This window comes from Brachybacterium massiliense (assembly GCF_900184245.1).
Classification (GTDB): domain Bacteria; phylum Actinomycetota; class Actinomycetes; order Actinomycetales; family Dermabacteraceae; genus Brachybacterium; species Brachybacterium massiliense.
Genome location: NZ_FXXB01000006.1, coordinates 245231 through 269606 on the forward strand (window position 1 = coordinate 245231; position 24376 = coordinate 269606).

Genomic DNA, 24376 nt, shown 5'->3' on the forward strand with positions numbered 1-24376 from the left:
TCAAGGAGAACTTCCATGCCTGCACCCACCAAGGGCGCTCGCCTCGGCGGATCCCCCGCTCATGAGCGGATGATCCTCGCGAATCTCGCCACCGAGCTGTTCCGCCACAAGGCGATCACCACCACCGAGACCAAGGCCAAGCGCCTGCGCCCCCACGCGGAGCGTCTGATCACCCAGGCGAAGAAGGGCGATCTCGCGTCCCGTCGCCGCGTGATGGAGACCATCCGCGACAAGGGTGTCGTCTACACCCTGTTCGAGGAGATCGCGCCGACCTTCTCCGAGCGTCCCGGCGGCTACACCCGCATCACCAAGGTGGCCCCGCGCAAGGGCGACAACGCCCCCATGGCCGTCATCGAGCTGGTCACCGAGGAGTACTCGGCGAAGCAGGCCGTGGTGAAGGAGGCCGAGGGCGCCGCGAAGAACGCGACCAAGGCCGAGGACACCGCCGCCGAGGAGACCGTCGAGGCGGATCTCGCGGAGACGACCGAGGACGAGTCCAAGGCTTGAGCCAGGACCGCACCGACGAGGGCGGGCCGACGGGGGAGACCCCGGCGTCCCGCCCTTCGTCATGCCCGGGCGGCGCGGTCCAGGGCGTCGACGGGGAGAGACGAGCATCTCCAGCCTTTGTCGGATCGTGACCGGCATCGGGGTTGCCCTTCGCCCGTCGTGCACTAGCGTTGCGCGTGGATGCCCATTGCTCGTGCGCCCGGGCCGCTCCGTCCCCTGGAGCGACGTGCTCCGGGCAGTCCCGAGCATCACCACGTTCTCGGAGCTGTGCCATGTCCAAGCGGTCTCTTCCCCCCGCCACCGACGCCCCCCGCCCCTCGTCCCTGTCCCGCCGCGGCCTGCTCGCGGCCGCAGCCGCCGTGCCCGCCGGCGCCGCAGTGCTCAGCGCCGCTCCGGCCATCGCGGATCCCACCGTCACCGGTGGTGAGACGCGCATCGTCGACGTCCCGTTGAAGGGCGTCCCGCTCGTCGAAGCAGACGGCGCCGAGGTCCGGGACCTCGCCGAGCAGCCCGCCACCATGATCGCGGCGACCTGGCCGGCGGACATCGACGCACCGGTGGTGCACGCGCGCGGCCTCGACCATGACGGCGAGTGGACCGAGTGGCTCGAACTCGAGACGGCGGAGGACCCGGAGACGGGGGAGGAGGCCGCAGGCACCGAGGCGTCCTGGCTCGGTGTGGTCTCTGCCGTGCAGGTCCGCGCCGAGCTCGACGGTGCTGATGCCACTGAAGCGCTCACCGCCCACGTCGTGACGACCTCGGCCACGAACGACGATGACGCCCTCGCCCAGTCTGGGGGCCCCTCCGGCGCTGCTCCCCAGAGCACGCAGTTGCGCACGGCCTCCGCTCCCGCGGCGACGAACCCGGCCACGCCCGCGCTCGGGCCCGGGATGCCCTCCTACGTCTCTCGCGCCTCCTGGGGGGCCGATGAGTCACGGGTTCGCGGGACGAGCGCGGCGAACCAGCTGAAGGCCGTGGTCATCCACCACACGGCCGGCACGAACAACTACACTTCTAGCCAGTCCGCCCAGATCGTGCGCGGCATCCTGACCTACCACACCGCCACCTTGGGCTGGGCCGACATCGGCTACAACGTCCTGGTCTCCAAGTACGGCCAGATCTTCGAGGGCCGCAGCGGCGGCTTGCATCGCAACATCACCGGCGCCCACGCCTACGGCTTCAACTCGGGCTCCTTCGGGATCTCGGTGATGGGCGACTACTCCTCAACCGCCGTTCCTCGCGCCGCTCGCGTCGCGGTCGCGCAGCTGGTGGGATGGAAGCTGCTCTCGACCTTCCAGACGAGCGTCTGGGGGAAGTCTTCCTGGACCCCCGGTACCGGAACCCGCTTCACGGCGGGCAAGACGATCTCGCTCGCCAAGATGATGGGTCATCGCGATGTGAACTACACGGAGTGCCCGGGGCTGAGCCTCTATCGTCAGTTCGACACGATCCGGGGAGAGGCCCAGGCCTTCATCGACGGCGGCTGGAAGGAGCACCTGAACGCCTTCACCAAGGCAGGAGGCGCCTCGAAGCTCGGTACGGTGATCAAGAGCGCCTACCGCACGGGGAAGTACACCGCCACCGTGCTGACCAAGGGACTGGTGCTGCAGGAGGGCAGCGGCCGGGCCACCGGTTACGCCACGCCCTTTGCCACCCAGTGGCGGGCCTCCTGGGGACGGCCCACGAACTCCGCCTCCACCCGCTTCGGCCAGACCGTCCAGAAGTTCCAGAACGGGAACGTGGTGAAGACCGGCAGCAGCGTCCAGTTCCACAACCGCCGGTTCATCGACGTCCCGACGAACCTCAAGTTCCGCAGTGAGATCGAGCAGCTCGCCAGCCGGGGCATCACCGAGGGCTGGTCGGACGGCAGCTACCGCCCGCTCGCCCCGATACAGCGCGACGCGATGGTGGCCTTCGTCTACCGCGCCCTCGGCGAGCCCGCCTTCACCCCGCCGCCGGCCTCCCCATTCAAGGACATGCCGCGCAGCAGGCAGTTCTACAAGGAGATCACCTGGGCGCACAGCGAGAAGATCGTCGAGGGCTGGCCGGACGGCACTTTCCGTCCCACGGCCTCCGTCGAGCGTGGAGCGGTCGCCGCCTTCCTGTACCGTGCTTCCGAGGCGACCGCGACGAGCACCTCGAACAAGTTCTCCGACGTCCCGTCGAGGCATCAGTTCGGCAAGGAGATCACCTGGCTGGTCTCCCAGGGCATCACGAACGGTTGGCCCGACGGGACGTTCCGTCCCGTTGACCCGATCAATCGCGACGCCATGGCCGCATTCATGATCCGCTGGATGAAGCAGCGGGGGCTCTGACTCCTCCGAGGAGGAGCGGTCCCGCTCCGAGACGTAGGAGGAGAAGCCGGTGAAGGTCGCCCTGCTGTGCGACGTGGACCAGAGTGTCTACCACGTCGGCGACGAAGCGATCGCGACGATGAGCACGCGGCGCCTCCGAGCACGTGGCCACGAGGTCGTGCGCCTCTCGCGCCACGAGAAGTACGGGCCGGGCGGGTCCGCACCGCGCGAGAGCATCCCGGCGCTGGTCTTCCCCTGGCCGCTCGAGGACCGGGGCCGGTACCTCGAGGAGATCCGAAGCGTCCTGGCAGGGGACGTTAGGGCCCTTCCCGCCGAGGACAAGCTCTTCGGGATCATCGAGCAGCTGCGCGGGGTGGACGCGCTCGTGATCGGCGGGGGAGGGAGCTTGAACTCCCGATACGGCTGGCTGCTTGACGAGCGCCTGGCCACCGCGCTCATCGCCCGCGCCCTGGGCAAGCCCGTGGTGCTGACCGGTCAGAGTCTCGGGCCCGAGCTCAGCCCCGCGGACCGCGAGAGCGCCCGTGAGCTGCTCGAGCTGTGCAACCTCGTGGGTCTGCGCGATGTCCATAGCATCCGGATCGCGCGCGACCTGTGCCCCGACCATCCCGCCCTGGTTCAGACCCTCGATGATGCGGTGGGCCTGGGTATGCCGGCGCACGGCGAGGATCACGAGGTCGACCCGAGCCTGCTCAGCGTCACCCTCGGCGGGGACGGTGACCCTCTTCCCCGTGACGACTACATCGCGTTGGCCTGCGCGGTGATCGAAGAGGTCGCTCAGCGCACCGGCGCCCGGATCGAGCTGGTCCCGCACATGGCCGACCCCGATGACGGCGGCGGAGACCTGGCGCTGCATCAGGAGGTCGCCGCGCAGCTAAGCATCCCGGCGACGGTGCTGCCGATCGCGCTGGACACCGAGGCCGCCGTGCGCACCACCCGGGCCGGCTGGGTGATAAGCACCCGCTTCCACCCGGTTGTCTTCGGCACCGCGGCCGGCTCCTCGGTGCTCGCGCTGCCCCTGAACCGCTACGGGCACACCCGGATGGACGGGGCGATGCGGAACGCGGGCCTGGCGGGCGCCGCGGTCCCCGCCGCCGCGCTGTGGGACCCGGTCTCCGGCGGACCCTCCTCACTCGTCGCACCCCTGGTCGAGGCGCTGATCGCCCGCCGCGAGGAAGAGCACGCGCATCTGGTGAGCGCCAGGCCCCGCCTGCTGGCGGCGGGCGAGGAATGGTGGGACCGCGTCAGCACAGCCCTGGAGCAGGCAGCCGCCGAGCCTGTCGGCCTCGTTGACCCTATCGGAGCCGGTCTGGAGCCGGTGATGCGCTGGGACGCGAACCTTCGCGGCCGCCTTGCCCCCTGGACCCGCACCGTCGGCGGTACCGGGGAGCCCTCAGTCGCCGTCATCATGCGCACCCGCGACCGGCCCGTGATGCTTGACCGCGCCGTCCAGGACCTGCTCGGCCAGACCCGACAGGACTGGGAGCTGGTGATCGTCGACGATGCGGGCGACGCCGCCGCGGTCGATGCGGTCGTCGCCCGGCATACGCCCGAGGCCGACGGACGGATCCGCGTGATCCACCGCGAGGTCTCCACGGGCATGGAGGCGGCCAGCAACCACGGACTGCGCGAGACCACCGCGCCCACGGTTTCTGTCCATGACGACGACGACACCTGGCATCCCACCTTTCTCCAGCAAACCCTCGCCCACCTCGAGGCCCATCCGGAGCAGGGGGCCGTGGTGGTGCGCACCTGGGTCGTCCACGAGCGCGAGACCCCCACCGGATTCGTCGACGAGGAGGCATTCCCCTTCTGGGGCGAGCTCGAGGGGGTGCGTCTGCTCGACTACGTCGCCGTAAACCGCAACGTGCCGATCTCGATGCTGCATCGCCGCAGCGTGCACGAGATCGTCGGCCTGTACGACGAGTCCATGCCCGTGGTCGGTGACTACGCCTTCCACCTCCAGCTGCTCCGGCACACAGAGATCGGCTTCCTGGACCGCCCGCTCGCTCAGTGGCGCCAGCGCCCCTCCGCCGTCGGCGCCGACAGCAACTCGATGTTCGCCGCCTCCGGCGGGCACCGCCATCACGACGCGGAGCTGCGCGAGCGCTACTTCCGGCAGTGGGTGCAGGACAACGGCCTCGGACTGCCGATGTTCCTGTCCAAGGACACCGAGGCGCACGTGAGCCGCAGCGAGGAGCGCGTGCTGGAGGAGCTGCGGTCGCTGCGGGCGGAGGTCGCGCAGCTGCACGAGCGTCTGGATCGGATCGCGGAGCCCCGCGAGGTTCCGGGGATGCGGGCGCTGGTGAGCGGTGCGGGCCGGCGAGCATGGGACATGGTGCGCAGGAACCGGCCCCGCCGCGACGGGGCCTGATGCCCGTCGGCTCTCGGCGAGCCGGTCTCAGCTGTCGCTGACGCAGGTCGTCGACGACAGCTGAGACCGGCTGGCGGCGAGCACGCGGGAGTGGTGCGCCGGGAGCCGCCGGATGCTCAGCCGAAGTAGCGCGGCAGGGTGCCCTCACGCAGGTCCCGCAGCTCACCCACGGCGAAGGAGCCCACACCGTCGATCTCGAGCGCGGTACCCCCGGTGGTGCCAAGGCGCAGCACCGGCACGTCATTCTCGGCCGCGAGGGCCGTCAGGCGCTCCTCGTGCTCGGCAGGGACCGCGACCAGCGCCCGGGCCTGGGACTCGGAGAACAGGGCGGTGGCCGCATCCACGCCGTCGCGCTCGGTCAGCGCCGCGAGCGAGACCTGCGCGCCTACGCCGAAGCGGGTGACGGACTCGACCAGCGCCTGCGCGAGACCGCCCTCGGAGAGGTCGTGCGCGGCGGAGCCGAGCTGCTGGGCGGCAGAGGTGATCAGCACCTTCGCCAGGGCGCGCTCGGCGTCGAGATCGGCGCGGGGCGGGAGACCGCCCAGGTGCTGGTGGACCACGTCCGCCCAGGCGGAGCCGGAGAGCTCCTCGCGCGTGGTGCCCAGCAGCAGCACGGACTCGCCCTCGCCCTGCCAGCCGGAGGGCACGCGGCGGGCGACGTCGTCGAACACGCCGAGCACGCCCACCACGGGGGTGGGATGGATCGCGGAGTCGATCAGGCCGGGCTCGCCGGTGGAGTTGTACAGGGAGACGTTGCCGCCGGTGACCGGCACCTCGAGCGCCTCGCAGGCCTCCGCGAGGCCGCCGATCGCCTCCACCAGCTGCCACATCGGGCCCGGATCCTCGGGGGAGCCGAAGTTCAGGCAGTCGGTGATCGCCAGCGGCACCGCGCCGGAGGTGGCCACGTTGCGGTAGGCCTCGGCCAGCGCCAGCTGTGCGCCGGTGCGCGGGTCGAGCTTGGTGTAGCGACCGTTGGCATCGGTCGCGATCGCGATGCCGCGCCCGGTGGTCTCGTCGATGCGCAGCACGCCGGCGTCGTCGGGCATCGAGAGCGCGGTGTTGCCGCCCACGTAGCGGTCGAACTGGTCGGTGACCCAGCCCTTCGAGGCGAGGTTCGGGGAGGCGATCAGGGTGCGGATCGTCGCGGCGAGCTCCTCCGCGCCCTCCGGGCGGGGGAGGGCCTCGGCGGTGTCGGCCTGCAGGGCGTCCTGCCAGTCGGGGCGGGCGTAGGGGTCCTGCCAGTCGGGGCGGGCGTAGGGGCGGTCGTAGACGGGGCTGTCCACGGCGACGGTGGCCGGGTCCACGTCGACGATGCGGTGACCGTGGTGGTCGATGGTGAGGCGACCGTCTCCGGTGACCTCACCGATCACCGCGGCCTCGACGTCCCACTTCGCGGCGATCGCCTGGAACTCCGCGAGCTTCTCGGGACGCACCACGGCCATCATGCGCTCCTGAGACTCGCTCATCAGGATCTCTCCGGCGTTCAGGCTCGGATCGCGCAGCAGCACCTCCTCGAGGTGGATGTGCATGCCGGAGCCGCCGTTGGCGGCGAGCTCGCTGGTGGCGCAGGAGATGCCCGCGGCGCCGAGATCCTGGATGCCTTCGACGGTGCCCGCGGCGAACAGCTCGAGGCAGCACTCGATGAGCACCTTCTCCATGAAGGGGTCGCCCACCTGCACGCTCGGACGCTTGACGGGACCGCCCTCGTCGAAGGTCTCCGAGGCGAGGATCGAGGCGCCGCCGATGCCGTCGCCGCCGGTGCGCGCACCGAAGAGCACCACCTGGTTGCCCGGGCCGGTGGCGGAGGCGAGGTGGATGTCCTCATGGCGCATCACGCCCACCGCGAGGGCGTTGACCAGGGGGTTGGTCTGGTAAGAGGCATCGAAGACGGTCTCGCCCCCGATGTTCGGCAGGCCCAGCGAGTTGCCGTAGCCGCCCACGCCGGAGACCACGCCGTGGACCACTCGAGCGGTGTCCGGGTGGTCGATCGCGCCGAAGCGGAGCTGGTCCATCACGGCGACGGGGCGGGCGCCCATCGAGATGATGTCGCGCACGATGCCGCCCACGCCGGTGGCCGCGCCCTGGTACGGCTCGACATAGGAGGGGTGGTTGTGGGACTCGACCTTGAACGTCACCGCCCAGCCGTCGCCGATGTCGACCACGCCGGCGTTCTCGCCCATGCCCACCAGGAGCTTCTCTCGCATCGCCTCGGTGGTGTGCTTGCCGAAGGTGCTCAGGTGCTTCTTGGAGGACTTGTAGGAGCAGTGCTCGGACCACATCACCGAGTACATCGCCAGCTCGGCGTTGGTGGGCCTGCGGCCCAGGATCTCGCGGATCTTCGCGTACTCGTCGTCCTTGAGTCCGAGCTCCGCGTACGGCTGCGCCTGCTCAGGGGTGGAGGCGGCGTGCTCGACCGTGTCGACATCCCCGGACGGGTGCGGCCGGCCGTGCGGTGAGGAGGGGGCGAGGTCAGCGGTCATCGCGGTGTCGGTTCCGTTCGTCACGAGGGCTGGGGAGCGCGGGGCGGGGAGCCCGACGCGGCGCCCCCAGTCTACGATCGCGGCGCGGACGGGGGCGGTACCGAGCACCTGCTGAGACCGCCCCCGTCGGCGCCGCGTGCCTCAGCGCTTCGCGGCGGCCGCGGCGCGGCGCGCGCGCTTCTCCTTGTCGCGCAGCGTCTTCTCGCTCACCGGGGCCGTGCTGCTGGCCCGCTGGGCGCGGAAGTAGGCGGCCGCCTCGTCCTGCCGCTCTTGCTCGCCGCCGAGTGCGATCGGGGCGCGCACGTGCCCGGGGCGCACGTCGAAGGCGGCGATCAGGTCGAGCACGTGCGGGCGCAGACGCCACAGCAGCCGTCGCAGGTCGCCCTCGATCTGGCGGCCGCGCTGGGTGGAGATCATGCCGTTGAGCAGGAACCAGGCCAGGTCGTCGTTGATGGCGGTGAGGCCGAACAGGTCACGCACATCGGTGAGCACGGCGCGTGAGTCCTCATCGCCCAGTGCCTCGATGCCGGCGGTGAAGGCGCGCCAGCGCACCAGATCGGCGTGGGCGCGCGCGGCGTCGAGCATCTCCACCTGGTGCTTGTTGACCTCGGCGGCGGCGTCGGCGGGGCTCATCTTCGCGGCCCCGCGCAGCGAGAGGGCGACCTCCTCGACCTTGATCCGGGCGCGGTCGGCGAGCATCTCCTCCTGGAACTCGGCCTGGCGCATCGAGTCGAAGGCGCGGCGGGAGTTGCCGCGGTCGGCGACGCTCTGGCCCAGGCTTGCCCAGGGGGTGTGCCGCTTGGCGAGCACCTCGGCGCGTTGGGCGATGAAGCGGCCGATCCCGGCGCGGTCCACGTTCTTGAGCTCGGAGGTGTAGTCGGAGAGCAGACGCTTGGCGACCAGCTGCAGCAGGATGGTGTTGTCGCCCTCGAAGGTGGTGTAGACGTCGAGGTCCTGGTGCAGGCCCACCAGCTGGTTCTCCGCCATGAATCCCGCTCCGCCGCAGGCCTCGCGGCACTCCTGGATGGTGTCCATCGCCAGGCGGGTCGAGGTGGGCTTGAGGGTCGCGGCGAGCGTCTCGAGGTCCTCACGGGACTCGGGATCGTCGGCGCGGCCGGAGAAGACGTCGTCGAAGGCCAGCAGCAGCTGCTCGTGCGCGAACGCCCCCGCGTAGGTCTCCGCGAGCTTGGGCAGCAGGCGGTGCAGATGTGCCTGGTAGTCCATCAGCACCGTCTCCTGCGTGGGATCGGCGGCGCTGAACTGGCGGCGCTGGGTCGCGTAGGTGATCGCGATGTGCAGCGCGAGCTGGCTGGCGCGGATCGCAGAGCCGTCGAGCGAGACGCGGCCCTGCACGAGGGTGCCGAGCATGGTGAAGAAGCGCCGGCCGGGCGATTCGATGGGGGAGGTGTAGGTACCGTCGGGCGCGACGTCGCCGTAGCGATTGAGCAGATTGGTGCGCGGGATGCGCACCTGGTCGAAGGCCAGGCGGCCGTTGTCGATCCCGTTCAGGCCGCCCTTCTCGCCGTCGTCCTCGCTCGAGACGCCGGGCAGCAGCTCGCCGTCGGCGTCCCGCACCGGGACGTAGAAGCAGTGCACGCCGTGGTCCACGCCGTTCGTGATCAGGCGCGCGAACACGGTCGCCGCCTTCGCATGGATCGCGGCGTTGCCCAGGAAGTCCTTCCAGGCGGCGCGGAACGGGGTGTGGATGATCCACTCGCCGTCCTCCCCGCCGTCGGGGTCGTAGGTGGCGGTGGTCGCCAGGGACTGCACGTCGGAACCGTGCCCGATCTCGGTCATCGCGAAGGCGCCGGGGGTGGTCAGGTCCATCGCGTCCGGCACCCAGGCGCGCTGCTGCTCCTCGTTGCCCAGCTGCACGATCGCGGAGGTGTACAGGCCCCACTGCACGCCCGCCTTGATCTGCAGGGAGGGGTCGGCGACGACCAGCTCCTCGAAGGAGGCGACGTTGCCGCCGTTGTCATTGGGGCCGCCCAGGTGCTCGGGCAGCATTCGGTGGGAGACGTCCTCCTCGGCGAGCAGGCCCAGCTGCTCGAACACGCGCTCGCGGTGCTCGGCGACCGAGGCGTCGATCGGGCGGTGGAGCTCGGGGCGGGCGGCGCGCTCGCGGGCCTCGCGGCGGGCGTCGGCCCATCGGCCCAGCAGCGCCTCGGAGACCTGTTCGATGTCCAGGCGCGGGCTGCCGCCGGGAGGGATGGGGATGGGGCCGGTGGGATTCGCGGTGGTCGACACGTCGGAGGTCGTCCCGTCGGCGGTCGGCAGGGCGGGTGCGGTGCGGGAGTCGATGGTCATGCGTGCAGTCCCTTCATGAGCCAGGTGACCAGGTGGGTCACGAGCTGATCGGAGGTGAGTGGGGTGGTGCGCCGGGTGGGTGCGGCGCGGCCGGTGAGCTCCTCGTCGGGCTCGCCGTCGGTGCTGTTGTCGGTGTTGTTGTCGATATCGGTCATCCAGGTGTCGACCGCCCTCTCGACGAAGCCCACGGCGCCGTGGGCCCAGACCTGGGGTGCGGGGGTCTCGGTCGGCAGGAAGGTCGCCACCAGCCGGGAGACGGAGGAGAGGAAGTGGTTCAGCCCGTCGCTGGGGCGGGTCACGAAGCGATACACGCCCGGGGAGCGTTGCGCCGTCTCGACGTAGGCGAGGATCATCGCGTGGATCCGCTCGTCGGGGGCGGGGGTGCGCCCCACCCGTTCTTCCAGGGTGCGCATCTCCGCGAGCAGCTTCGCGTGCATCGCGGACAGGATGCTGCGCCCGAGCGCGCGCTGGAGCTGGGCCTTGTCCTCGAAGTAGCGGTACACGATGGACTTCGACGTGCCCGAGGCCGCGGCGATGTCCTCCATCGTCACGTCGGGGCCCTTCTCATGGATCAGGTGCCGGGCCACATCGAGCAGCTCGGCCCGTCTCTCCTCCCGGTGGCGGGCCCAACGGGCTGATCGGCCGTCCACGGGGGCTTGCGTCGTCGCGTTCACAGAACCTAGGGTATCAAGTACCGTCGGTTCTATGTAAAGTGCTCCGCAGAAGATTCTCCGGAGCGCGTCGGCGGAACGCGAGCGGACGGGCCCGCCCGGCCCGTACTATCCCGCAGCCCCGACCCGGCACTCCGACCCTCGCAGCGACCACAGTGACCACGAAGAGGTGCACCCCGTGACCCAGCCCGACTTCCCGCGCGACGCCCTGATCCTCGGCGGCAACAGGATCCCCTTCGCCCGTTCGGGCGGCCCCTACGCGGGCATCTCCAACCAGGACCTGCTCACCGCGGCGCTCGAGGGCCTGGTGGCCCGCTACGGCCTGCAGGGCGAGAAGCTCGGCGAGATCGCCGGCGGCGCCGTGCTCAAGCTCGCCGGGGACCTCAACCTCACCCGCGAGAGCGCCCTGGGCACGCCCCTGGACCCGCGCACCCCCGCGATCGACATGTCCAAGGCCTGCGCCACCAGCCTCGAGACCGTGATCCATGTGTCCAACCGGATCCAGCTGGGCCAGATCGACTCCGGCATCGCCTGCGGCGTCGACTCCGCCTCGGACTCCCCGATCGAGGTCACCCCGCGGCTGCGCCGCATCCTGCACCGCGCCTTCGCCGCGAAGACCGCGATGCAGCGCCTCAAGGCGCTCGGCGCGATCCGTCCTGCGGACCTCGCCCCGGTCCCGCCCCGCAACGGCGAGCCCCGCACCGGGCTGTCCATGGGCGAGCACCAGGCGCTGACCACGGCTCAGTGGGGCGTGAGCCGTCAGGAGCAGGACGAGCTGGCCCTGGCCTCTCACAGGAACCTCGCCGCCGCGTACGACGCCGGCTTCTTCGACGACCTCGTCACCGGCTACCGCGGGCTCTCGCGCGATCAGAACCTGCGTCCCGATTCGACGCTCGAGAAGCTCGGCTCCCTCAAGCCCGTCTTCGGCGTGAAGTCGCCGCAGGTCGCCGAGCCGAGCATGACCGCCGGCAACTCGACCCCGCTCTCCGACGGCGCCTCCTCCGTGCTGATGGGCAGCGCGGAGTGGGCCGCCGAGCACGGCCTGACCCCGCTCGCCCGCGTGGTCGACGCGCGCAGCGCCGCCGTGGACTACGTGCACGGCGACGAGGGCCTGCTCATGGCCCCCGCTTACGCGGTGCCCGAGCTGCTGGACGCCAACGGTCTGGCCCTGCAGGACCTCGACTTCTACGAGATCCACGAGGCCTTCGCCTCGACCGTGCTGACCACCCTTAAGGCCTGGGAGTCCGAGGAGTTCTGCCGTGAGCGGCTGGGGCGCGGCGGAGCGCTCGGCGCGATCGACCGCGACAAGCTCAACGTCGCGGGCTCCTCCCTCGCCGCTGGCCACCCCTTCGCGGCCACCGGCGGGCGGCTCGTGGCCACCCTCTCCAAGCTCCTGCACGAGCGCGCCAAGGAAACCGGCCGCGTCCAGCGCGGCCTGATCTCCGTGTGCGCCGCGGCCGGTCAGGGCACCGTCGTGCTGCTCGAGTCCGTCACCGACTGATCACCGCGCGGCCCTCCCGCACCCCGCACCCGTCGCCCCGACCCGGAGGTTCCCATGACCGATGCCTACACCCGCTTCATCCGCTCCGCCCCCGGCGGGGCCCTCGCCAAGCAGCTGGGCCTGCCCCGTCCCGCGAAGCTCCTCCGCCGCGAGGACCGTCCCGAGCCCGTGCTCGGACCGGTCGTGGTGGTGGGGGACGGCGCCGGGGCCGACGGGATCGCGCACCTGCTGCTCGAGCGCGGCGTGGACGTGCGCCGTCGCTTCGAGGAGCTGCGGAAGGTCGGCTCGGTGATCATCGTCGCCGACGAGATCTCCGCGCCCGCGGACCTCAGCCCGCTCGTGCTCCCGCTCGCCGGTGCGATGCGCAGCCTCGTCCCCGGGGCCCGGGTGGTCACCGTGTCCCGTCCCGCCCGCGGGTCGGACCCGGCACGGGATGCCGCCCGCGGCGGGGTCGAGGGCTTCGTGCGCTCGCTCGCCCACGAGATGCGCGGGGGCGCGACCGCCAACGGGATCCTTGTCGAGGACGGCGTGGGCCTCGACGCCCCCGGTGTGCTCGGTGCGCTGCGCTTCTTCCTCTCCGCCCGCAGCGCCTACGTCACCGGTCAGATGCTGACCGTCGCGAGCGGGGCCGGCAGCCACACCGAGAACGAGTCCCTGCCCCTGGCCGGGAGGACGGCGCTGGTCACCGGCGCCGCCCGGGGCATCGGTGCGGCGATCGCCCGCACTCTCGCCGCCGACGGCGCCCAGCTCGTGGTGCTGGACATCCCGGGTGCGGGCACCGAGCTGGCACGCCTTGCCAATGAGCTGCGCGCCGTGCCGATCCAGCTTGACGTCACCTCCGCGGGCGCGGGCCGGCGCCTGGTGGAGGCGCTGCGGGAGCGGGGCCTCGCCCTCGACGTGCTCGTGCTCAACGCCGGCATCACCCGCGACAAGCTGCTGGCCAACATGACCGCCGATCGCTGGGACGCGGTGCTCGCGGTGAACATCAGCAGCCAGATCACCCTCACCGAGGCGCTGATCGAGGCCGGGGACGTGCTGGGCGAACAGCCGCGCGTGGTCTCCCTCGCCTCCACCAGCGGCATCGCGGGCAACCGGGGGCAGACCAACTACGCCGCCTCCAAGGCCGGTGTGATCAGCTTCGTCGAGGCGCTCGCCGCGCAGCTCGACTCGCGGGGCGGCACCGCCAACGCGGTGGCCCCCGGCTTCATCGAGACCGAGATGACCGCCAGGATGCCGGCCCTGACCCGGGAAGTGGCCCGCCGGCTCAGCTCCCTCCAGCAGGGAGGCCTGCCCGTGGACGTCGCCGAGGCGATCGCCTTCCTCTCCACCCCGGAGGCGGGCGGGATCCGTGGCGAGACGCTGCGCGTGTGCGGCCAGAACATGGTGGGGAAGTGAGCGCCGTGCAGACCGCCGAGCAGATCAAGGACCTCGCCGACGTCCCCTCCTTCCCCGCCGTCTACGCCGCGGCGCTGGACCCGCGCAGCAGCCGGAGAAAGGGCGAGCCGACCCTTCCCGCGATCGCGTACCGAGTGCGCTCGGTGCGGATCGATGCGGAGCGCGCCCGCGACTTCGACCACCTGATGGGCGGGCCCGCCACCGACCTCGTCCACCCCGGCGTGCTGCACGTGCTCGCCTTCCCCGTCTCCCTCGCGCTGATGGCGCGGCGGGACTTCCCGTTCCCGCTGCTGGGCCTGGTGCATCTGCGCAACCAGGTGCTCCAGCACCGTCCGGTGCGGGTGGGGGAGCTGGTGGACGTCGAGTGCCGGGTGCGGGACCTGCGGCCGCACCGCAAGGGACGCACCTTCGAGGCGGTCTCGACGATCCTCGCTCAGGATGGCGAGATCATCGCCACCGATGTGTCCACCTACCTCGCCAAGGCCTCGGGGCCGTCGGCCGGGCGGGATGGTGCGGGGCCATCGTCGGCCGACGCTCGCGCCGAGCGGCGCGAGTTCGAGGCGCCGACGCCGACGGGCCGCTGGAGCCTGCCCGCGGATGCCGGCAGGCGCTACGCGGCGGTCTCGGGGGACGTGAACCCGATCCACATGTCGGCGCTGAGCGCGAAGGTCTTCGGCTTCCCGAAGGCGATCGCGCACGGGATGTACACCGCCTCCCGGGCCTTCACCGAATCACGGGTCGATCTCTCGCGTCCGCTGCGCTGGGACGTCTCCTTCGACGCCCCGGTGACGCTGCCGGGCACCGTGCTGGTCGCCTTCGCGGACGATGCCGGCACGGGCACCGTCACCTGCACCGGCTGGCGCGCGGGCCGCGGGGACAAGGGGCCGCGCCGCTGCTTCGAGGTCGAGGTGACGACCCTGGATCGGTGAGCTCCGGGGCAGGTCCGGGGGAGGGCTCGCCCGGGCCTGCTCGCCCGGTCGGCACCGGGCCCGGAGCTATCCGGCGGAGGCCGGGGCCAGACCGGCCTCGAGCGCGGTCAGCAGGTGCTCGATGAATTCTCCCGGCCGGACGTCGGTGAGCACCTCGAGATTCGGCTCCCGGCCCCAGCGCCCGAGCTCATCGCCCACCGTCTGACCGCGGGTCAGGGTGCCGGCCAGCTCGACGTCCACCGCGAGCGGTCTCGTCCCGGCGAAGTCGCCGGTGACGGCATGCGCGGTGACCAGCGGGTCGTGCACGTGCGCCGACCAGCCGAAGCCGTCGGCCTCGTGGAACTCGAAGTAGAACCGCAGCGCGTCCACCAGGATCTGCGCCACCGGATGACCGGTGCTCTCGGCCAGGGCGGCGAAGCGGTCCAGCTCACGCTGGGTGAAACGGACGGACTCCGTCGCCTCGAGCGCCCCCATCACCGGGCGCTGCGGCGCTGAGGAGAAGACGGAGAGCACGCGCTGCGCCGCCTCCGGATCCACGGCGATGTTCCACTCGCTCGTGGCCCCGGTGTTGCCGCGATGATGGATCGCCCCGCCCATGATGTGCAGGCGCCTCAGCAGTCGAGGCAGCTCCGGCTCGATCTCCAGGGCCAGCGCGAGGTTCGTGTGCGGGCCCAGCACCAGGCCCGTCAGCTCGCCGGGGCGTTCGCGCGCGAGATCCACCCACAGCTGGGCGCCGCTGCGGGGACCCCCGGTCCGGGACGGCGCGGGGAGCACGGCGTGGCCGAGTCCGCCCGGACCGTGGGTGTCGTCGGCGTACATCGGCTCCTGCACGAGCGGCCGCTCCGCGCCGCGCGCGACCGGGGCGTCGATGCCGAGCAGCTCGGCGAGGACCAGGTTGTTGCGATGCACGGCGCCCACCTCGACATTGCCGCCGGTGGAGACGATGCCGCTGACCCGGGCCTTCGGATGGGCGGCGAGATAGGCGAGCGCGATCGCGTCGTCGATGCCGGTGTCGCAGTCGACCAGGAGGGGGAGAGCCATGGACCCAGCCTACGGTCGTCGAGGTGGCGGGGAGGGCTCGCCTGCGGGAGGATCGCCGGATGGCGCATGCGCAGATGTCCTATGACGATCCGGTGCTCGAGCCGGTCAGATCGCTCCCGCCCGTCCCTGCTCCCGACGAGCGCACCGATGAACGGGGTTGACCCTGACGCGGCGTCAGGCCCGACGGTGGATCCCATGACCGAGACGACCGTGCACGAGGACCTCACCGTGGGGCGCGTCGCCGACCTCGTCGGCGTGAGCGTCCGGACCCTCCATCACTGGGACGCGATCGGCCTGGTGCGCCCGAGTGGGCGCAGCTGGTCGAGGTACCGCCTGTACGACGCCGAGGACGTGGCCCGGATCCACCGGGTGCTCGTCTACCGCGAGCTCGGTCTGGCGCTCGCGCAGATCGGAGAGATCCTCGACGACCCCTCCGTCGACCCGCGCGAGCACCTCCAGCGCCAGCGGACCCTGCTCGAGGAGCGGATCCGCCGGCTCGAGAGGACGGCACGCGCCGTCGACGAGATGATCGAGAGGACAGACATGACACACGAGAACGGCATCAGGCTCAGCGCCGAGGAGCAGGCACGCATCTTCGGGGCCGACTGGGACCCCGCCTACCAGGACGAGGCGCGCGAGCGCTGGGGCGGCACCGAGGCGTGGAAGCAGTCCGCCGCCCGCACCCGCGAGTGGGGACCCGAGCAGTGGCAGCAGGTCAAGGACGAGCTCGAGACCGTCGAGTCCGCGCTCGCCGATGCTCTCGCCCGCGGCATCGCCCCGGGCAGCGAGGAGGCGAACGCCCTCGCCGAGCGGCACCGCGCCACGATCGCTCGCCACTACGACTGCACCCGCTCAATGCAGGTGGTGCTGGCACGGATGTACACCGAGGATCCGCGCTTCGCCGCGCACTACGATGAGCGGGCCGAGGGCCTCGCGGCGTGGCTGCGTGCCGTGATCGAGGAGAACGCCCGCGCCCACGGCGTGGATCCGCAGACGGCCGCCTGGGAGTGAGCGGCGGTGCCGACCCCGGCCCGCCAGCGGCCGCCCGCTCGCGCCACCGGTCACACGGCAGGAAGTACCAGCTGCCTGGAACTTTCTGTCGCGTGGCGGGGTGGGAGAGCGGCCGGTCCGCCCCGGCGCGGCCCCGGGTCACCCGCGCCGGCACGGCCCCGGGCAGCACTTCCCACCCCGGCCTCGGCGGAGCGTGGGCGACCTAGACTCAGCCCATGAGCGCCTTCGAGGACTTCCTGCTGCTGGAACCCCGTGACGTGCCGCTCGGCGGGCCCCGCGGGATGACCGTGCACCGCACCCTGCCCGCCCGGGCGACGTCCCTTATCGGAGCCTGGTGCTTCGTGGACCACTTCGGCCCAGATGACGTCACGGGCAGCGGAGGCATGCAGGTCGCACGCCATCCGCACACGGGCCTGGCGACGGTGTCCTGGCTGTTCGACGGGGCGATCACCCACCGCGACTCGATCGGCAGCCACGCCCTGGTGCGACCCGGGGACGTGGACATCATGGTGGCCGGCTCCGGCATCACCCACTCGGAGTTCTCCACCCTCGACACCACGATCCTGCACGGCGTCCAGCTCTGGTACGCCCTGCCCGACCGAGCACGCTTCCGCGACCAGCACTTCGAGGTCCACACCCCGCCCGAGATCGCCACCACCACCGCTCGCGCCCGCGTGGGTCTGGGCAGCTTCCGTGCCCAGGACGAGGAGGGCGGACTGCTCGAGCACACCAGCCCTGTCGGGACCGACACCGCGCTGTTCATGGTCCAGCTGGACCTGGACGCGGGCACCTCTCTGCGCATCGAGCTCGACCCCGAGCACGAGTACGGGCTGCTCGTGGACCGGGGCGCCGCGCAGCTGCGCAGCCGGGACCGCTCCGCCGAGGTGGCCGAGCGCGAGCTGATGGTGGTGCCCGACGGCGCCTCCGAGCTCACGCTGCGCGCGGGAGCGGGGGAGGGCCTGCGGGTGATGCTGCTGGGAGGCGAACCGCTCGGCGAGGAGATCCTGATGTGGTGGAACTTCGTGGGCCGCAGCCACGAGGAGATCGAGCAGTTCCGGGCCCGCTACCAGGCAGAGATCGGCGCGGAGGGTACGATCGCCGAGGTCCCGATCCACGCGGAGACCCGCACCCGCGGCGGCCTCGCGGCCGACGACGAGCAGTTCGGCACCTTCGCCCCGCACACCCCCGCGGCCCTGCCCGCTCCCCAGCTTCCACACGGCCGGCTGCGCACCCGCGGCCGCGTCGGCATCCCCCCGAAGGACTGACCCGTGCCCCAGACCCCCGACGCCGCACCGGACCACACCCCGCAGACCGCCCCGGCGCCGCAGGGCCCGGACCAGACCGACCGCGTGATCATCGCCGCGGCCGAGGAGCTCGGGATCGGTTGCCCCTGCGACGTGGTCGTGGTGGACGATGCGACAGGCGAGCTGACCGCCTTCGCCCTCGACGCTGTCGCCGACCACGCGGACGCTGTGGTGCTCAGCTGGACCTCCTCCCTCACCCGCGCCGCGGCGCTGCAGGAGCGCTTCGCCGAGCAGATCGATGCGGGTCGTCTGCGCGTTCCCGCAGGTCCGGGCGTGACCCCGCTCGAGCAGGCCGCGGCCGAGGTCGAGGGGCACCTGATGGTGCTGATGCGTCTGCCGAAGGCCGTGCACGCCCTCGAGGACCGTGCCCGTCGCCTCGCCGAGGCGGTGCGGGGCAGTGGCCAGAACGGACTCGAGATCGTCGCGGGCGGGCGTGTCAAGCACATGACCCGGGCACAGAACGAGGCGCTCGGGACGCTCTTCGACGAGGTCCGCGCGAGCCGCGGGATCGGGAAGTCCCGGGCCCTGATCGCGACCGATCTGCGCGAGCAGGCCACCGCCCCTGCCGCCGCCGAGAGCAGCGCCCTCCTCACGGTGCGCGGCGAGCCGCGGGAGCTGGCCCTGCGCGGGATAGGTGCGGTGTTCGGCGGGGCCGGGGCCGATGCCGGCAGCCTGCTGCTGCTGGACGCGCTGGATCGAGCCCTCACCGCCGGCGAGCTCGGCGCCCCCGAAGCGCCCCTCCGCGCCGCCGCGGATCTGGGATGCGGCAACGGGCTCATGACCGCCTACCTCGCCGCTGCGCTGCCGGAGACGTCGGTGCTGGGCAGCGACGTGGACGCCGACGCCGTCGGCTCCACCCGCGAGACCCTCGCCGCCAACGACCTGACGCGCGAGAACGTGCAGGTGAGCTGGGATGACGCGCTGTCAGGTCTCGACGCGGAGAGCTTGGACCTGGTGCTGCTGAACCCGCCCTTCCACGACGGCACCACGGTGGACGCGACGCTCGTGCAGGGTCTGCTGGACTCCGCCGCGCGGGTGCTGCGCCCGGGCGGGCAGCTCTGGTTCGTGCACAACTCGCACCTGCGCTATCGCACCGAGGTGGAGCGGCGGGTCGGAGACGTCGAGCAGCGCGCCCGCGACCGCCGCTTCACGGTGCTCCGCGCCATCCGCTGACCGGCGCCGTCCATAACGCAACAGCCCGCTCACGAACCAGATTCCTGCCGGAAGTGGTTCCTGAGCGGGCTGTTCAGCGCGCAGTGTGCGATGCTCTGCGCCCGGTGCGGTGCGGGCGTCCGCCTCACGCGGTGCGGGTCAGGAGACCAGGCTGCGCAGCACGGAGGTGAACATCGCCAGGCCGTCGGTGCCGGAGCGGGTGCCCTGACCGGGGTGGTCCGGGCCGAAGCCGGCCTCGACCGCGTGCTCGGGGTGCGGCATCAGCCCCACCACGTTGCCCTCGGCGTTGGTGATGCCGGCGATGTCGTGGCGCGAGCCGTTGGGGTTGGCCTCGAAGCCGGCCGGGCCGTGTGTGGCACCCGCGGCGTAGCGGAACACGATCCGCTCCTCGGCCTCGAGCTCGGCGAGCGTGCGCTCGTCGGCGACGTACTGGCCGTCCTGGTTCTTCAGCGGGATGCGGATGACCTGTCCGGTCTTGTAGCCCGTGGTCCAGGCGGTGCGGGTGTTCTCGACCGTGAGCGGTTGATCGCGGCAGAGGAACGCACGGTGGGCGTTCTTGATCATCGCGCCGGGCAGCAGATGCGTCTCGCACAGGATCTGGAAGCCGTTGCAGATGCCGAGCACCGGCATCCCGCCCTTCGCGGCGTCCACGACCTTGTCCATCACCGGGGCGAAGCGGCTGATCGCCCCGGCGCGCAGGTAGTCGCCGTAGGAGAAGCCGCCGGGCAGCACGACTGCCTCGACGTCGCGCAGATCGTCCTCGCCGTGCCACAGCGTGACCGGGTCACCGCCGGCGAGCCGCACGGCGCGCAGCGCGTCCCGGTCATCGAGCGTGCCCGGGAAGGTCACCACACCGATGCGCATCAGGCTGCGCCCTCCGCGGAGGCGTCCTCGACCTCGAGGGCCACGACGTCCTCGATCACGGGGTTCGACAGCAGCGTCTCGGCCGCTTCGCGCAGGGAGGCGAGCACCTCGTCGGTGACCTCGCCCTCGACCTCGAGCTCGAACCGCTTGCCCTGGCGCACCGAGGCGATGCCCTCGAAGCCGAGTCGCGGCAGCGCGGCGGCGACGGCCTTGCCCTGCGGGTCGAGGATCTCCGGCTTCGGCATGACGTGGACCACGACACGTGGCATGGGTGCTCTCCTGGGGACGACGGCCTCGATGGGCGGGCCGGACGGGTGGGGCATCAGGGGCGGGCTCGGGATCGACGCGGTGCGGCCGACTCAGGGGCGGGCTCGGGATCGACGCGGTGCGGCCGACGGGTCCGTGCCCGACCCCTTCATCGTAGCGAGCGTGGAGCCCTGCGCGGCAGTCCGCCCACGGTGGGGGACGCGTCGCCGGGCGAGGGTCTCAGAGCAGCCCGCGCTCGAGGGCGAGGGTGACCGCCCGGGTGCGGTCGTCCACGCCGAGCTTCGCGAAGACCCGCAGCAGGTGGGACTTCACCGTCGACTCGGCGATCGAGAGGCGCGTGCCGATCTGCGAGTTCGACAGTCCCTCCGCGACCAGGCGCAGCACCTCCAGCTCCCGCCCGGTCAGCTCTTCGGGGCGAGGCCCCCGCAGCGAGGAGGCCAGCACGGAAGCGGCGGCGGGGGCGAGGGTGGTACGTCCGCTGGTGGCGCTCGCGATCGCCTCGAGGAGCTGCGGGGCAGGGGTGTCCTTGAGCAGGTAGCCGGTGGCGCCCGCCTCGATCGCCCGCAGGATCGCGGAGTCGGTGTCGTAGGTGGTCAGCACCAGCACCGGGACCGGCTGGTCCGCCGCGGCGAGGGTCCGGGTGGCGGAGACTCCGTCGGTCCCGGGCATCCGCAGGTCCATCAGCACCAGGTCGGGCCGCTGACCTTCGCTCACCAGGCGCTCGACGCGACTCACTGCTTCGTCCCCGGAGCCGGCCTCGGCGACCACCCGGTGTCCGGCGCCCTCGAGCACCGCCCGCAGTCCGGAGCGGAAGATAGGGTGGTCGTCGGCGAGCACGATCCGCAGCGGCTCAGCGGTCACGGGGCACCTCCGGGGCAGGGGAAACGATGGCTGGGCCGGCAGCAGAATCAGCAGCAGAGCCAGCGGGAGAACCGGCGGCAGAGCCGGTGGACGAGCTGGCGGGAGGCTCCGCCGGGGAGCCGACGGCAGAGCCGGTGGATGAGTCGGCGAGGCGCTCCGCCGGGGAGCCGACGGCAGCATCGGCGGGCGCTCCGGGCAGCACGGCGCGCAGCGAGGTGCCGCGGCCCCGGGCCGTCTCGATCTCGAGGCCGCCGCCCTCGGCCTCGAGCCGGGACCGCATCCCGGTCAGGCCGAATCCGGCGGTGGGCAGGGCGGGGTCGAAGCCGATCCCGTCGTCCTCCACCTCGAGCACCGCCTGACCGTCCTCGCGGGCGAGGCGGAGCCGCACTGTCGCCGCCTCGGCATGGTGCTCGATGTTCCGCAGCGCCTCCTGGAGGGTGCGCAGCAGCACCACCTCGGCGCGCGTGGACAGCGGCGACCAGGCGGAGGTGTCCACCGAGCAGTCCACGGCGGTGCGCTGGGCGAGGTCGTCGGCGAGGCGGTCGAGGCTCGCGGCGAGGTCCAGCGGCTGTTGGGAGCGGGAGATCAGTGCCCGTGACTCGGCCAGTCCCTCACGGGAGAGCTCCTCGATCTGGGCGAGCAGCGGTGCGGGCTCGACGCCCGGCTGCCGGGCGGCCTGGGTGAGCATCGTGATGGAGGTGAAGGACTGGGCGAGGGTGTCGTGGATCTCGGCCGACAGGCGCACCGACTCCTCGTGGGCTCCGCGTCGGCGCTCGAGGGCGCCCAGCTCAGCGCGGGTCCGCTCGAGCGTGGTGACGGTGTCGGCGAGCTCCTCGGCCAGGGCGTGCCGCTGCGCGGAGATCACCTCCGAGCGCCAGATCCAGGAGGCGATCACGAGAGAGAAGGCCGTGCTGCCGGCGCCGGTGGCGATCGCGACGGCGAGCGCCGGGCCCGTCGGCCCCGTGGAGAGCGTCTCCGGCAGCAGCACCAGCACCAGCCCGGTGCCCAGCACGAGCGTGGCGATCGCGCCGGAGCGGTAGCTCGGCAGCAGCACCCACATCAGCATGAACGAGGCGAACAGGTGCAGGCCCTGATCCGTGACCACCAGCGCGAGCAGGGACAGGGCGATCAGCACCGCGACGCTCATCGGGCCCGCTCCGGGAAGGCGCCGCAGCACCACCGCCCAGTGCGCGGCGGCGTAGGCGGCCACCCACAGCCCCATCACCAGCGGGGTCCAGGGCTGCGAGCTCAGCACCGGCCCGAGCACCGCGGTGACGAGCACCAGCAGGTGCAGCGGCCAGTTCGTCATCCAGCCGCGCTGCTCGGCCGAATCCTCCTCGAGGTGGCCGCCGGCGACCATGGTGCGCGCGTCAGCCGGCATCACGAGGGCTCCACCGGAACGTGGTCCTCGCCAGCACCAGCATCACGACCAGCCATGCGGTCAACACTAGTGCGGCCAGCGGCAGCACGGGCATGTCGCTCAGGCCGAAGGGCGCGATCTCGATCTCCTGCCCGAACTGCTCCGGCAGCAGCGAGACCCGCAAGCCGCGCGCGATCCAGGCCTGGGGGAACACATATCCCAGGTGCTGCAGCCAGGTGGGCAGCTCCGACATCGGGATGTAGCTGCCCGAGAAGAAGCTCAGCACCACGGTGATCGGGGTGGCCGCGGCGATCGCGGCGCGCCCCGAGGGGAGAGCGGAGGCGAAGGCGACCCCGGCGGCGGTGGCCGCGGCCGTGCCCAGCAGGAGCACCCACGCGAAGGTGAGCACCTGGTGCGGCATCGGCACATCGAACAGCGCCCGCGCCACCACCAGCAGCAGGGCGGTCTGCAGCGTGGTGTTGATCAGCACCAGCACCACCTTGCCCAGCAGGTAGGCGCTGCGGGGCATCGGGCTCACCGCGAGGCGGCGCAGCGTGCGGTCGTCGCGCTCGGTGGCGATGATCTCCGCAGTGGACTGGAACCCGGAGGTCATCACGGCAGCGGCGATCATCCCCGCCAGGTAGTAGGTGGAGGTCTTCACCTCGGTGCCGTCCGGCATGGTCCAGGACTGGTCGAAGATGGTCGCGAAGATCGCGAACAGCACGATCGGGAAGGCGAAGCCGAAGAACACCTGCAGCGGCTCGCGGTAGAACTGCAGCATCTCCACGCGGGTGCGCATCGCCACCGCGGAGACGAGGCCGGGGGAGCGGCGGGCGTGGGCGGGCGCTGCGGGGCGCAGGGACGGGGCGGCGGTCATCGGGACTCCTCCGAGACGAGGTCGAGGTAGATCTCCTCGAGGGGGGACTCCTCCGAGACGAGGTCGAGGTAGATCTCCTCGAGGGAGGGCCGGCGCACCTCGAGGTCGGGCAGATGGGGGTGCGCAGCCAGGAGCTCGCGCAGCAGCGGATCGGGATCGGGGACGGTGCGCCGCTGCGGTCCGTCGGGGCCGGTCCAGCTCACCGTGGCGGAGTCGCCGTGGGTGCGGTGGATCTGCGAAAGGGTGCCCTCGGCCATGATCCGCCCGGCGCGGATCACCGCGACGCTGTCCGCGAGATACTCGATCTCGTCGAGGTAATGGCTGGTCAGCACGATCGTGGTGCCCAGATCGCGCAGCGAGCGGATCAGCTCCCAGAACTCGCGGCGCGCGGCGGGATCGAAGCCGGTGGTGGGCTCGTCGAGGAACACCAGCTCGGGCTGCGCGACGATCCCGAGCGCCACGTCGAGCCGGCGACGCTGCCCGCCGGAGAGCGTCGCGATGCGCGAGGCGGCCTTCTCCGCGAGGCCCGTGGCTGCGAGCAGCTCGGTCACGTCCCAGGGGTCCTCGCAGTAGGCGGCGTACTGGGCGACCATCTCGCGCACCGTGAGGGAGGCGCGCTCGGAGCCGCTCTGGGCAACGATCCCCAGGCGGTTGCGGTCCTTCTCGCACAGGCGCTGCGGATCCATGCCGAGCACGTCGATCGTGCCCGCGTCGGGACGGCGCAGCCCTTCGCACATCTCGATGGTGGTGGTCTTCCCCGCGCCGTTGGGGCCGAGCAGGCCGAAGATCCTGCCGCGCGGGACGGTGAGGGAGATGTCGTCGACCACCCGGCGTCCCGCGTAGGACTTCGTGAGGCGGGAGACGGTGAGCGCCGGGGGCGGCATCTCGGTGGGCAGAGGGGTGGTCTGCGGGCTGGTGCTGGTCATGCGTCCACTCTCGTGCCGGCAGGGGCGTGCGCGGCACCACCGGTGCGCCACACCCGCCTCCACCGATCGGTGGAGGGGACACCCCGCCCACCGGGCGGGGGCGGTCCAGCCGGCGGGCGGGAGTGGCCCAGCGTCCGGGCGCGAGCGGTCCAGCCGCCGGGCGGGGGCGGTCGGGCCCTGGGCAGGAGCGGCCGACGGGGATAGGTTCGGAGCAGC

At 72.0% G+C, this 24376-nt stretch carries 19 protein-coding genes; 9 read left to right on the plus strand and 10 right to left on the minus strand.

Annotated features, from left to right (window positions below; translation table 11 throughout):
- Positions 1-15 precede the first annotated feature (15 nt).
- The 3 genes from rplQ (at position 16) to BN4251_RS05610 (ending at position 5193) form a co-directional block, all read left to right on the plus strand.
- Positions 16-507 (plus strand): 50S ribosomal protein L17, encoded by a 492-nt coding sequence (gene rplQ / locus BN4251_RS05600; RefSeq protein ID WP_087484140.1) that lies wholly within the window; start codon positions 16-18, stop codon positions 505-507.
- A 272-nt stretch (positions 508-779) separates the two neighbouring features.
- Positions 780-2822, plus strand: a complete 2043-nt coding sequence (locus tag BN4251_RS05605) for an S-layer homology domain-containing protein (RefSeq protein ID WP_087484141.1) — start codon at positions 780-782, stop codon at positions 2820-2822.
- Between the two features lie 49 nt (positions 2823-2871).
- On the plus strand, positions 2872-5193 hold the full coding sequence (locus BN4251_RS05610; RefSeq protein ID WP_087484142.1) for a polysaccharide pyruvyl transferase family protein: 2322 nt from the start codon (positions 2872-2874) through the stop codon (positions 5191-5193).
- Between the two features lie 116 nt (positions 5194-5309).
- Here the strand turns inward: BN4251_RS05610 and purL are convergent, their stop codons facing one another.
- The 3 genes from purL to BN4251_RS05625 form a co-directional block, all read right to left on the minus strand.
- A complete protein-coding gene (purL, locus tag BN4251_RS05615; protein ID WP_087484335.1) occupies positions 5310-7673 on the minus strand; it encodes a phosphoribosylformylglycinamidine synthase subunit PurL in 2364 nt (787 codons plus the stop codon).
- A gap of 141 nt (positions 7674-7814) precedes the next feature.
- Positions 7815-9980: an acyl-CoA dehydrogenase family protein gene (locus tag BN4251_RS05620; protein WP_087484143.1), complete on the minus strand. Its 2166-nt coding sequence runs from the start codon at positions 9978-9980 to the stop codon at positions 7815-7817.
- Positions 9977-10654, minus strand: a complete 678-nt coding sequence (locus tag BN4251_RS05625) for a TetR/AcrR family transcriptional regulator (RefSeq protein ID WP_087484144.1) — start codon at positions 10652-10654, stop codon at positions 9977-9979. The genes BN4251_RS05620 and BN4251_RS05625 overlap by 4 nt, the downstream gene beginning before the upstream one ends.
- A gap of 175 nt (positions 10655-10829) precedes the next feature.
- On the opposite strand from BN4251_RS05625, the gene BN4251_RS05630 reads away from it, so the two are divergent.
- Genes BN4251_RS05630 through BN4251_RS05640 form a run of 3 tightly spaced genes read left to right on the plus strand, consistent with a single transcriptional unit; the run spans position 10830 to position 14476 of the window.
- A complete protein-coding gene (locus BN4251_RS05630; RefSeq protein WP_087484145.1) occupies positions 10830-12152 on the plus strand; it encodes an acetyl-CoA C-acetyltransferase in 1323 nt (440 codons plus the stop codon).
- Positions 12153-12206: 54 nt separating this feature from the next.
- Positions 12207-13547 (plus strand): 3-oxoacyl-ACP reductase, encoded by a 1341-nt coding sequence (locus BN4251_RS05635; RefSeq protein ID WP_087484146.1) that lies wholly within the window; start codon positions 12207-12209, stop codon positions 13545-13547.
- A complete protein-coding gene (locus BN4251_RS05640; protein ID WP_087484147.1) occupies positions 13544-14476 on the plus strand; it encodes a MaoC/PaaZ C-terminal domain-containing protein in 933 nt (310 codons plus the stop codon). The genes BN4251_RS05635 and BN4251_RS05640 overlap by 4 nt, the downstream gene beginning before the upstream one ends.
- A gap of 66 nt (positions 14477-14542) precedes the next feature.
- On the opposite strand, the gene BN4251_RS05645 is transcribed toward BN4251_RS05640, so the two are convergent.
- Entirely contained in the window at positions 14543-15517 is a 975-nt protein-coding gene (locus tag BN4251_RS05645; protein WP_087484148.1) for a nucleoside hydrolase, read from the minus strand.
- A 195-nt stretch (positions 15518-15712) separates the two neighbouring features.
- Here BN4251_RS05645 and BN4251_RS05650 point away from each other — a divergent pair, with 195 nt between their 5' ends.
- The 3 genes from BN4251_RS05650 (at position 15713) to BN4251_RS05660 (ending at position 19005) form a co-directional block, all read left to right on the plus strand.
- Positions 15713-16528: a MerR family transcriptional regulator gene (locus BN4251_RS05650; RefSeq protein ID WP_087484149.1), complete on the plus strand. Its 816-nt coding sequence runs from the start codon at positions 15713-15715 to the stop codon at positions 16526-16528.
- A gap of 215 nt (positions 16529-16743) precedes the next feature.
- A complete protein-coding gene (locus tag BN4251_RS05655; protein WP_087484150.1) occupies positions 16744-17793 on the plus strand; it encodes a pirin family protein in 1050 nt (349 codons plus the stop codon).
- Positions 17794-17796: 3 nt separating this feature from the next.
- On the plus strand, positions 17797-19005 hold the full coding sequence (locus BN4251_RS05660; RefSeq protein WP_087484151.1) for a class I SAM-dependent methyltransferase: 1209 nt from the start codon (positions 17797-17799) through the stop codon (positions 19003-19005).
- Positions 19006-19143: 138 nt separating this feature from the next.
- On the opposite strand, the gene purQ is transcribed toward BN4251_RS05660, so the two are convergent.
- The 6 genes from purQ to BN4251_RS05690 form a co-directional block, all read right to left on the minus strand.
- The gene (purQ, locus tag BN4251_RS05665) at positions 19144-19869 is read right to left on the minus strand and encodes a phosphoribosylformylglycinamidine synthase subunit PurQ (protein ID WP_087484152.1); all 726 of its coding nucleotides are present in this window, start codon (positions 19867-19869) and stop codon (positions 19144-19146) included.
- Positions 19869-20138, minus strand: coding sequence for a phosphoribosylformylglycinamidine synthase subunit PurS (gene purS, locus BN4251_RS05670; protein WP_087484153.1), 270 nt, complete (start codon positions 20136-20138; stop codon positions 19869-19871). Before purS ends, purQ begins: the two co-directional genes overlap by 1 nt.
- A 217-nt stretch (positions 20139-20355) precedes the next feature.
- The gene (locus BN4251_RS05675; RefSeq protein ID WP_245810208.1) at positions 20356-20997 is read right to left on the minus strand and encodes a response regulator; all 642 of its coding nucleotides are present in this window, start codon (positions 20995-20997) and stop codon (positions 20356-20358) included.
- Positions 20987-22378 (minus strand): sensor histidine kinase, encoded by a 1392-nt coding sequence (locus BN4251_RS18635; RefSeq protein WP_087484155.1) that lies wholly within the window; start codon positions 22376-22378, stop codon positions 20987-20989. Before BN4251_RS18635 ends, BN4251_RS05675 begins: the two co-directional genes overlap by 11 nt.
- Positions 22368-23234 (minus strand): ABC transporter permease, encoded by an 867-nt coding sequence (locus tag BN4251_RS05685; protein ID WP_087484156.1) that lies wholly within the window; start codon positions 23232-23234, stop codon positions 22368-22370. The genes BN4251_RS18635 and BN4251_RS05685 overlap by 11 nt, the downstream gene beginning before the upstream one ends.
- The gene (locus tag BN4251_RS05690; RefSeq protein ID WP_245810209.1) at positions 23231-24160 is read right to left on the minus strand and encodes an ABC transporter ATP-binding protein; all 930 of its coding nucleotides are present in this window, start codon (positions 24158-24160) and stop codon (positions 23231-23233) included. Before BN4251_RS05690 ends, BN4251_RS05685 begins: the two co-directional genes overlap by 4 nt.
- Between the last annotated feature and the right edge of the window lie 216 nt (positions 24161-24376).

Bases quoted from the DNA above. Each gene is read 5' to 3' on its own strand.
- rplQ (WP_087484140.1), top strand. From the start codon at position 16: ATGCCTGCACCCACCAAGGGCGCTCGCCTCGGCGGATCCCCCGCTCAT.
- BN4251_RS05605 (WP_087484141.1), top strand. From the start codon at position 780: ATGTCCAAGCGGTCTCTTCCCCCCGCCACCGACGCCCCCCGCCCCTCG.
- purL (WP_087484335.1), bottom strand. From the start codon at position 7,673: ATGACCGCTGACCTCGCCCCCTCCTCACCGCACGGCCGGCCGCACCCG.
- BN4251_RS05620 (WP_087484143.1), bottom strand. From the start codon at position 9,980: ATGACCATCGACTCCCGCACCGCACCCGCCCTGCCGACCGCCGACGGG.
- BN4251_RS05635 (WP_087484146.1), top strand. From the start codon at position 12,207: ATGACCGATGCCTACACCCGCTTCATCCGCTCCGCCCCCGGCGGGGCC.
- BN4251_RS05645 (WP_087484148.1), bottom strand. From the start codon at position 15,517: ATGGCTCTCCCCCTCCTGGTCGACTGCGACACCGGCATCGACGACGCG.
- BN4251_RS05650 (WP_087484149.1), top strand. From the start codon at position 15,713: ATGACCGAGACGACCGTGCACGAGGACCTCACCGTGGGGCGCGTCGCC.
- BN4251_RS05655 (WP_087484150.1), top strand. From the start codon at position 16,744: ATGAGCGCCTTCGAGGACTTCCTGCTGCTGGAACCCCGTGACGTGCCG.
- purQ (WP_087484152.1), bottom strand. From the start codon at position 19,869: ATGCGCATCGGTGTGGTGACCTTCCCGGGCACGCTCGATGACCGGGAC.
- purS (WP_087484153.1), bottom strand. From the start codon at position 20,138: ATGCCACGTGTCGTGGTCCACGTCATGCCGAAGCCGGAGATCCTCGAC.
- BN4251_RS18635 (WP_087484155.1), bottom strand. From the start codon at position 22,378: ATGCCGGCTGACGCGCGCACCATGGTCGCCGGCGGCCACCTCGAGGAG.
- BN4251_RS05685 (WP_087484156.1), bottom strand. From the start codon at position 23,234: ATGACCGCCGCCCCGTCCCTGCGCCCCGCAGCGCCCGCCCACGCCCGC.
- BN4251_RS05690 (WP_245810209.1), bottom strand. From the start codon at position 24,160: ATGACCAGCACCAGCCCGCAGACCACCCCTCTGCCCACCGAGATGCCG.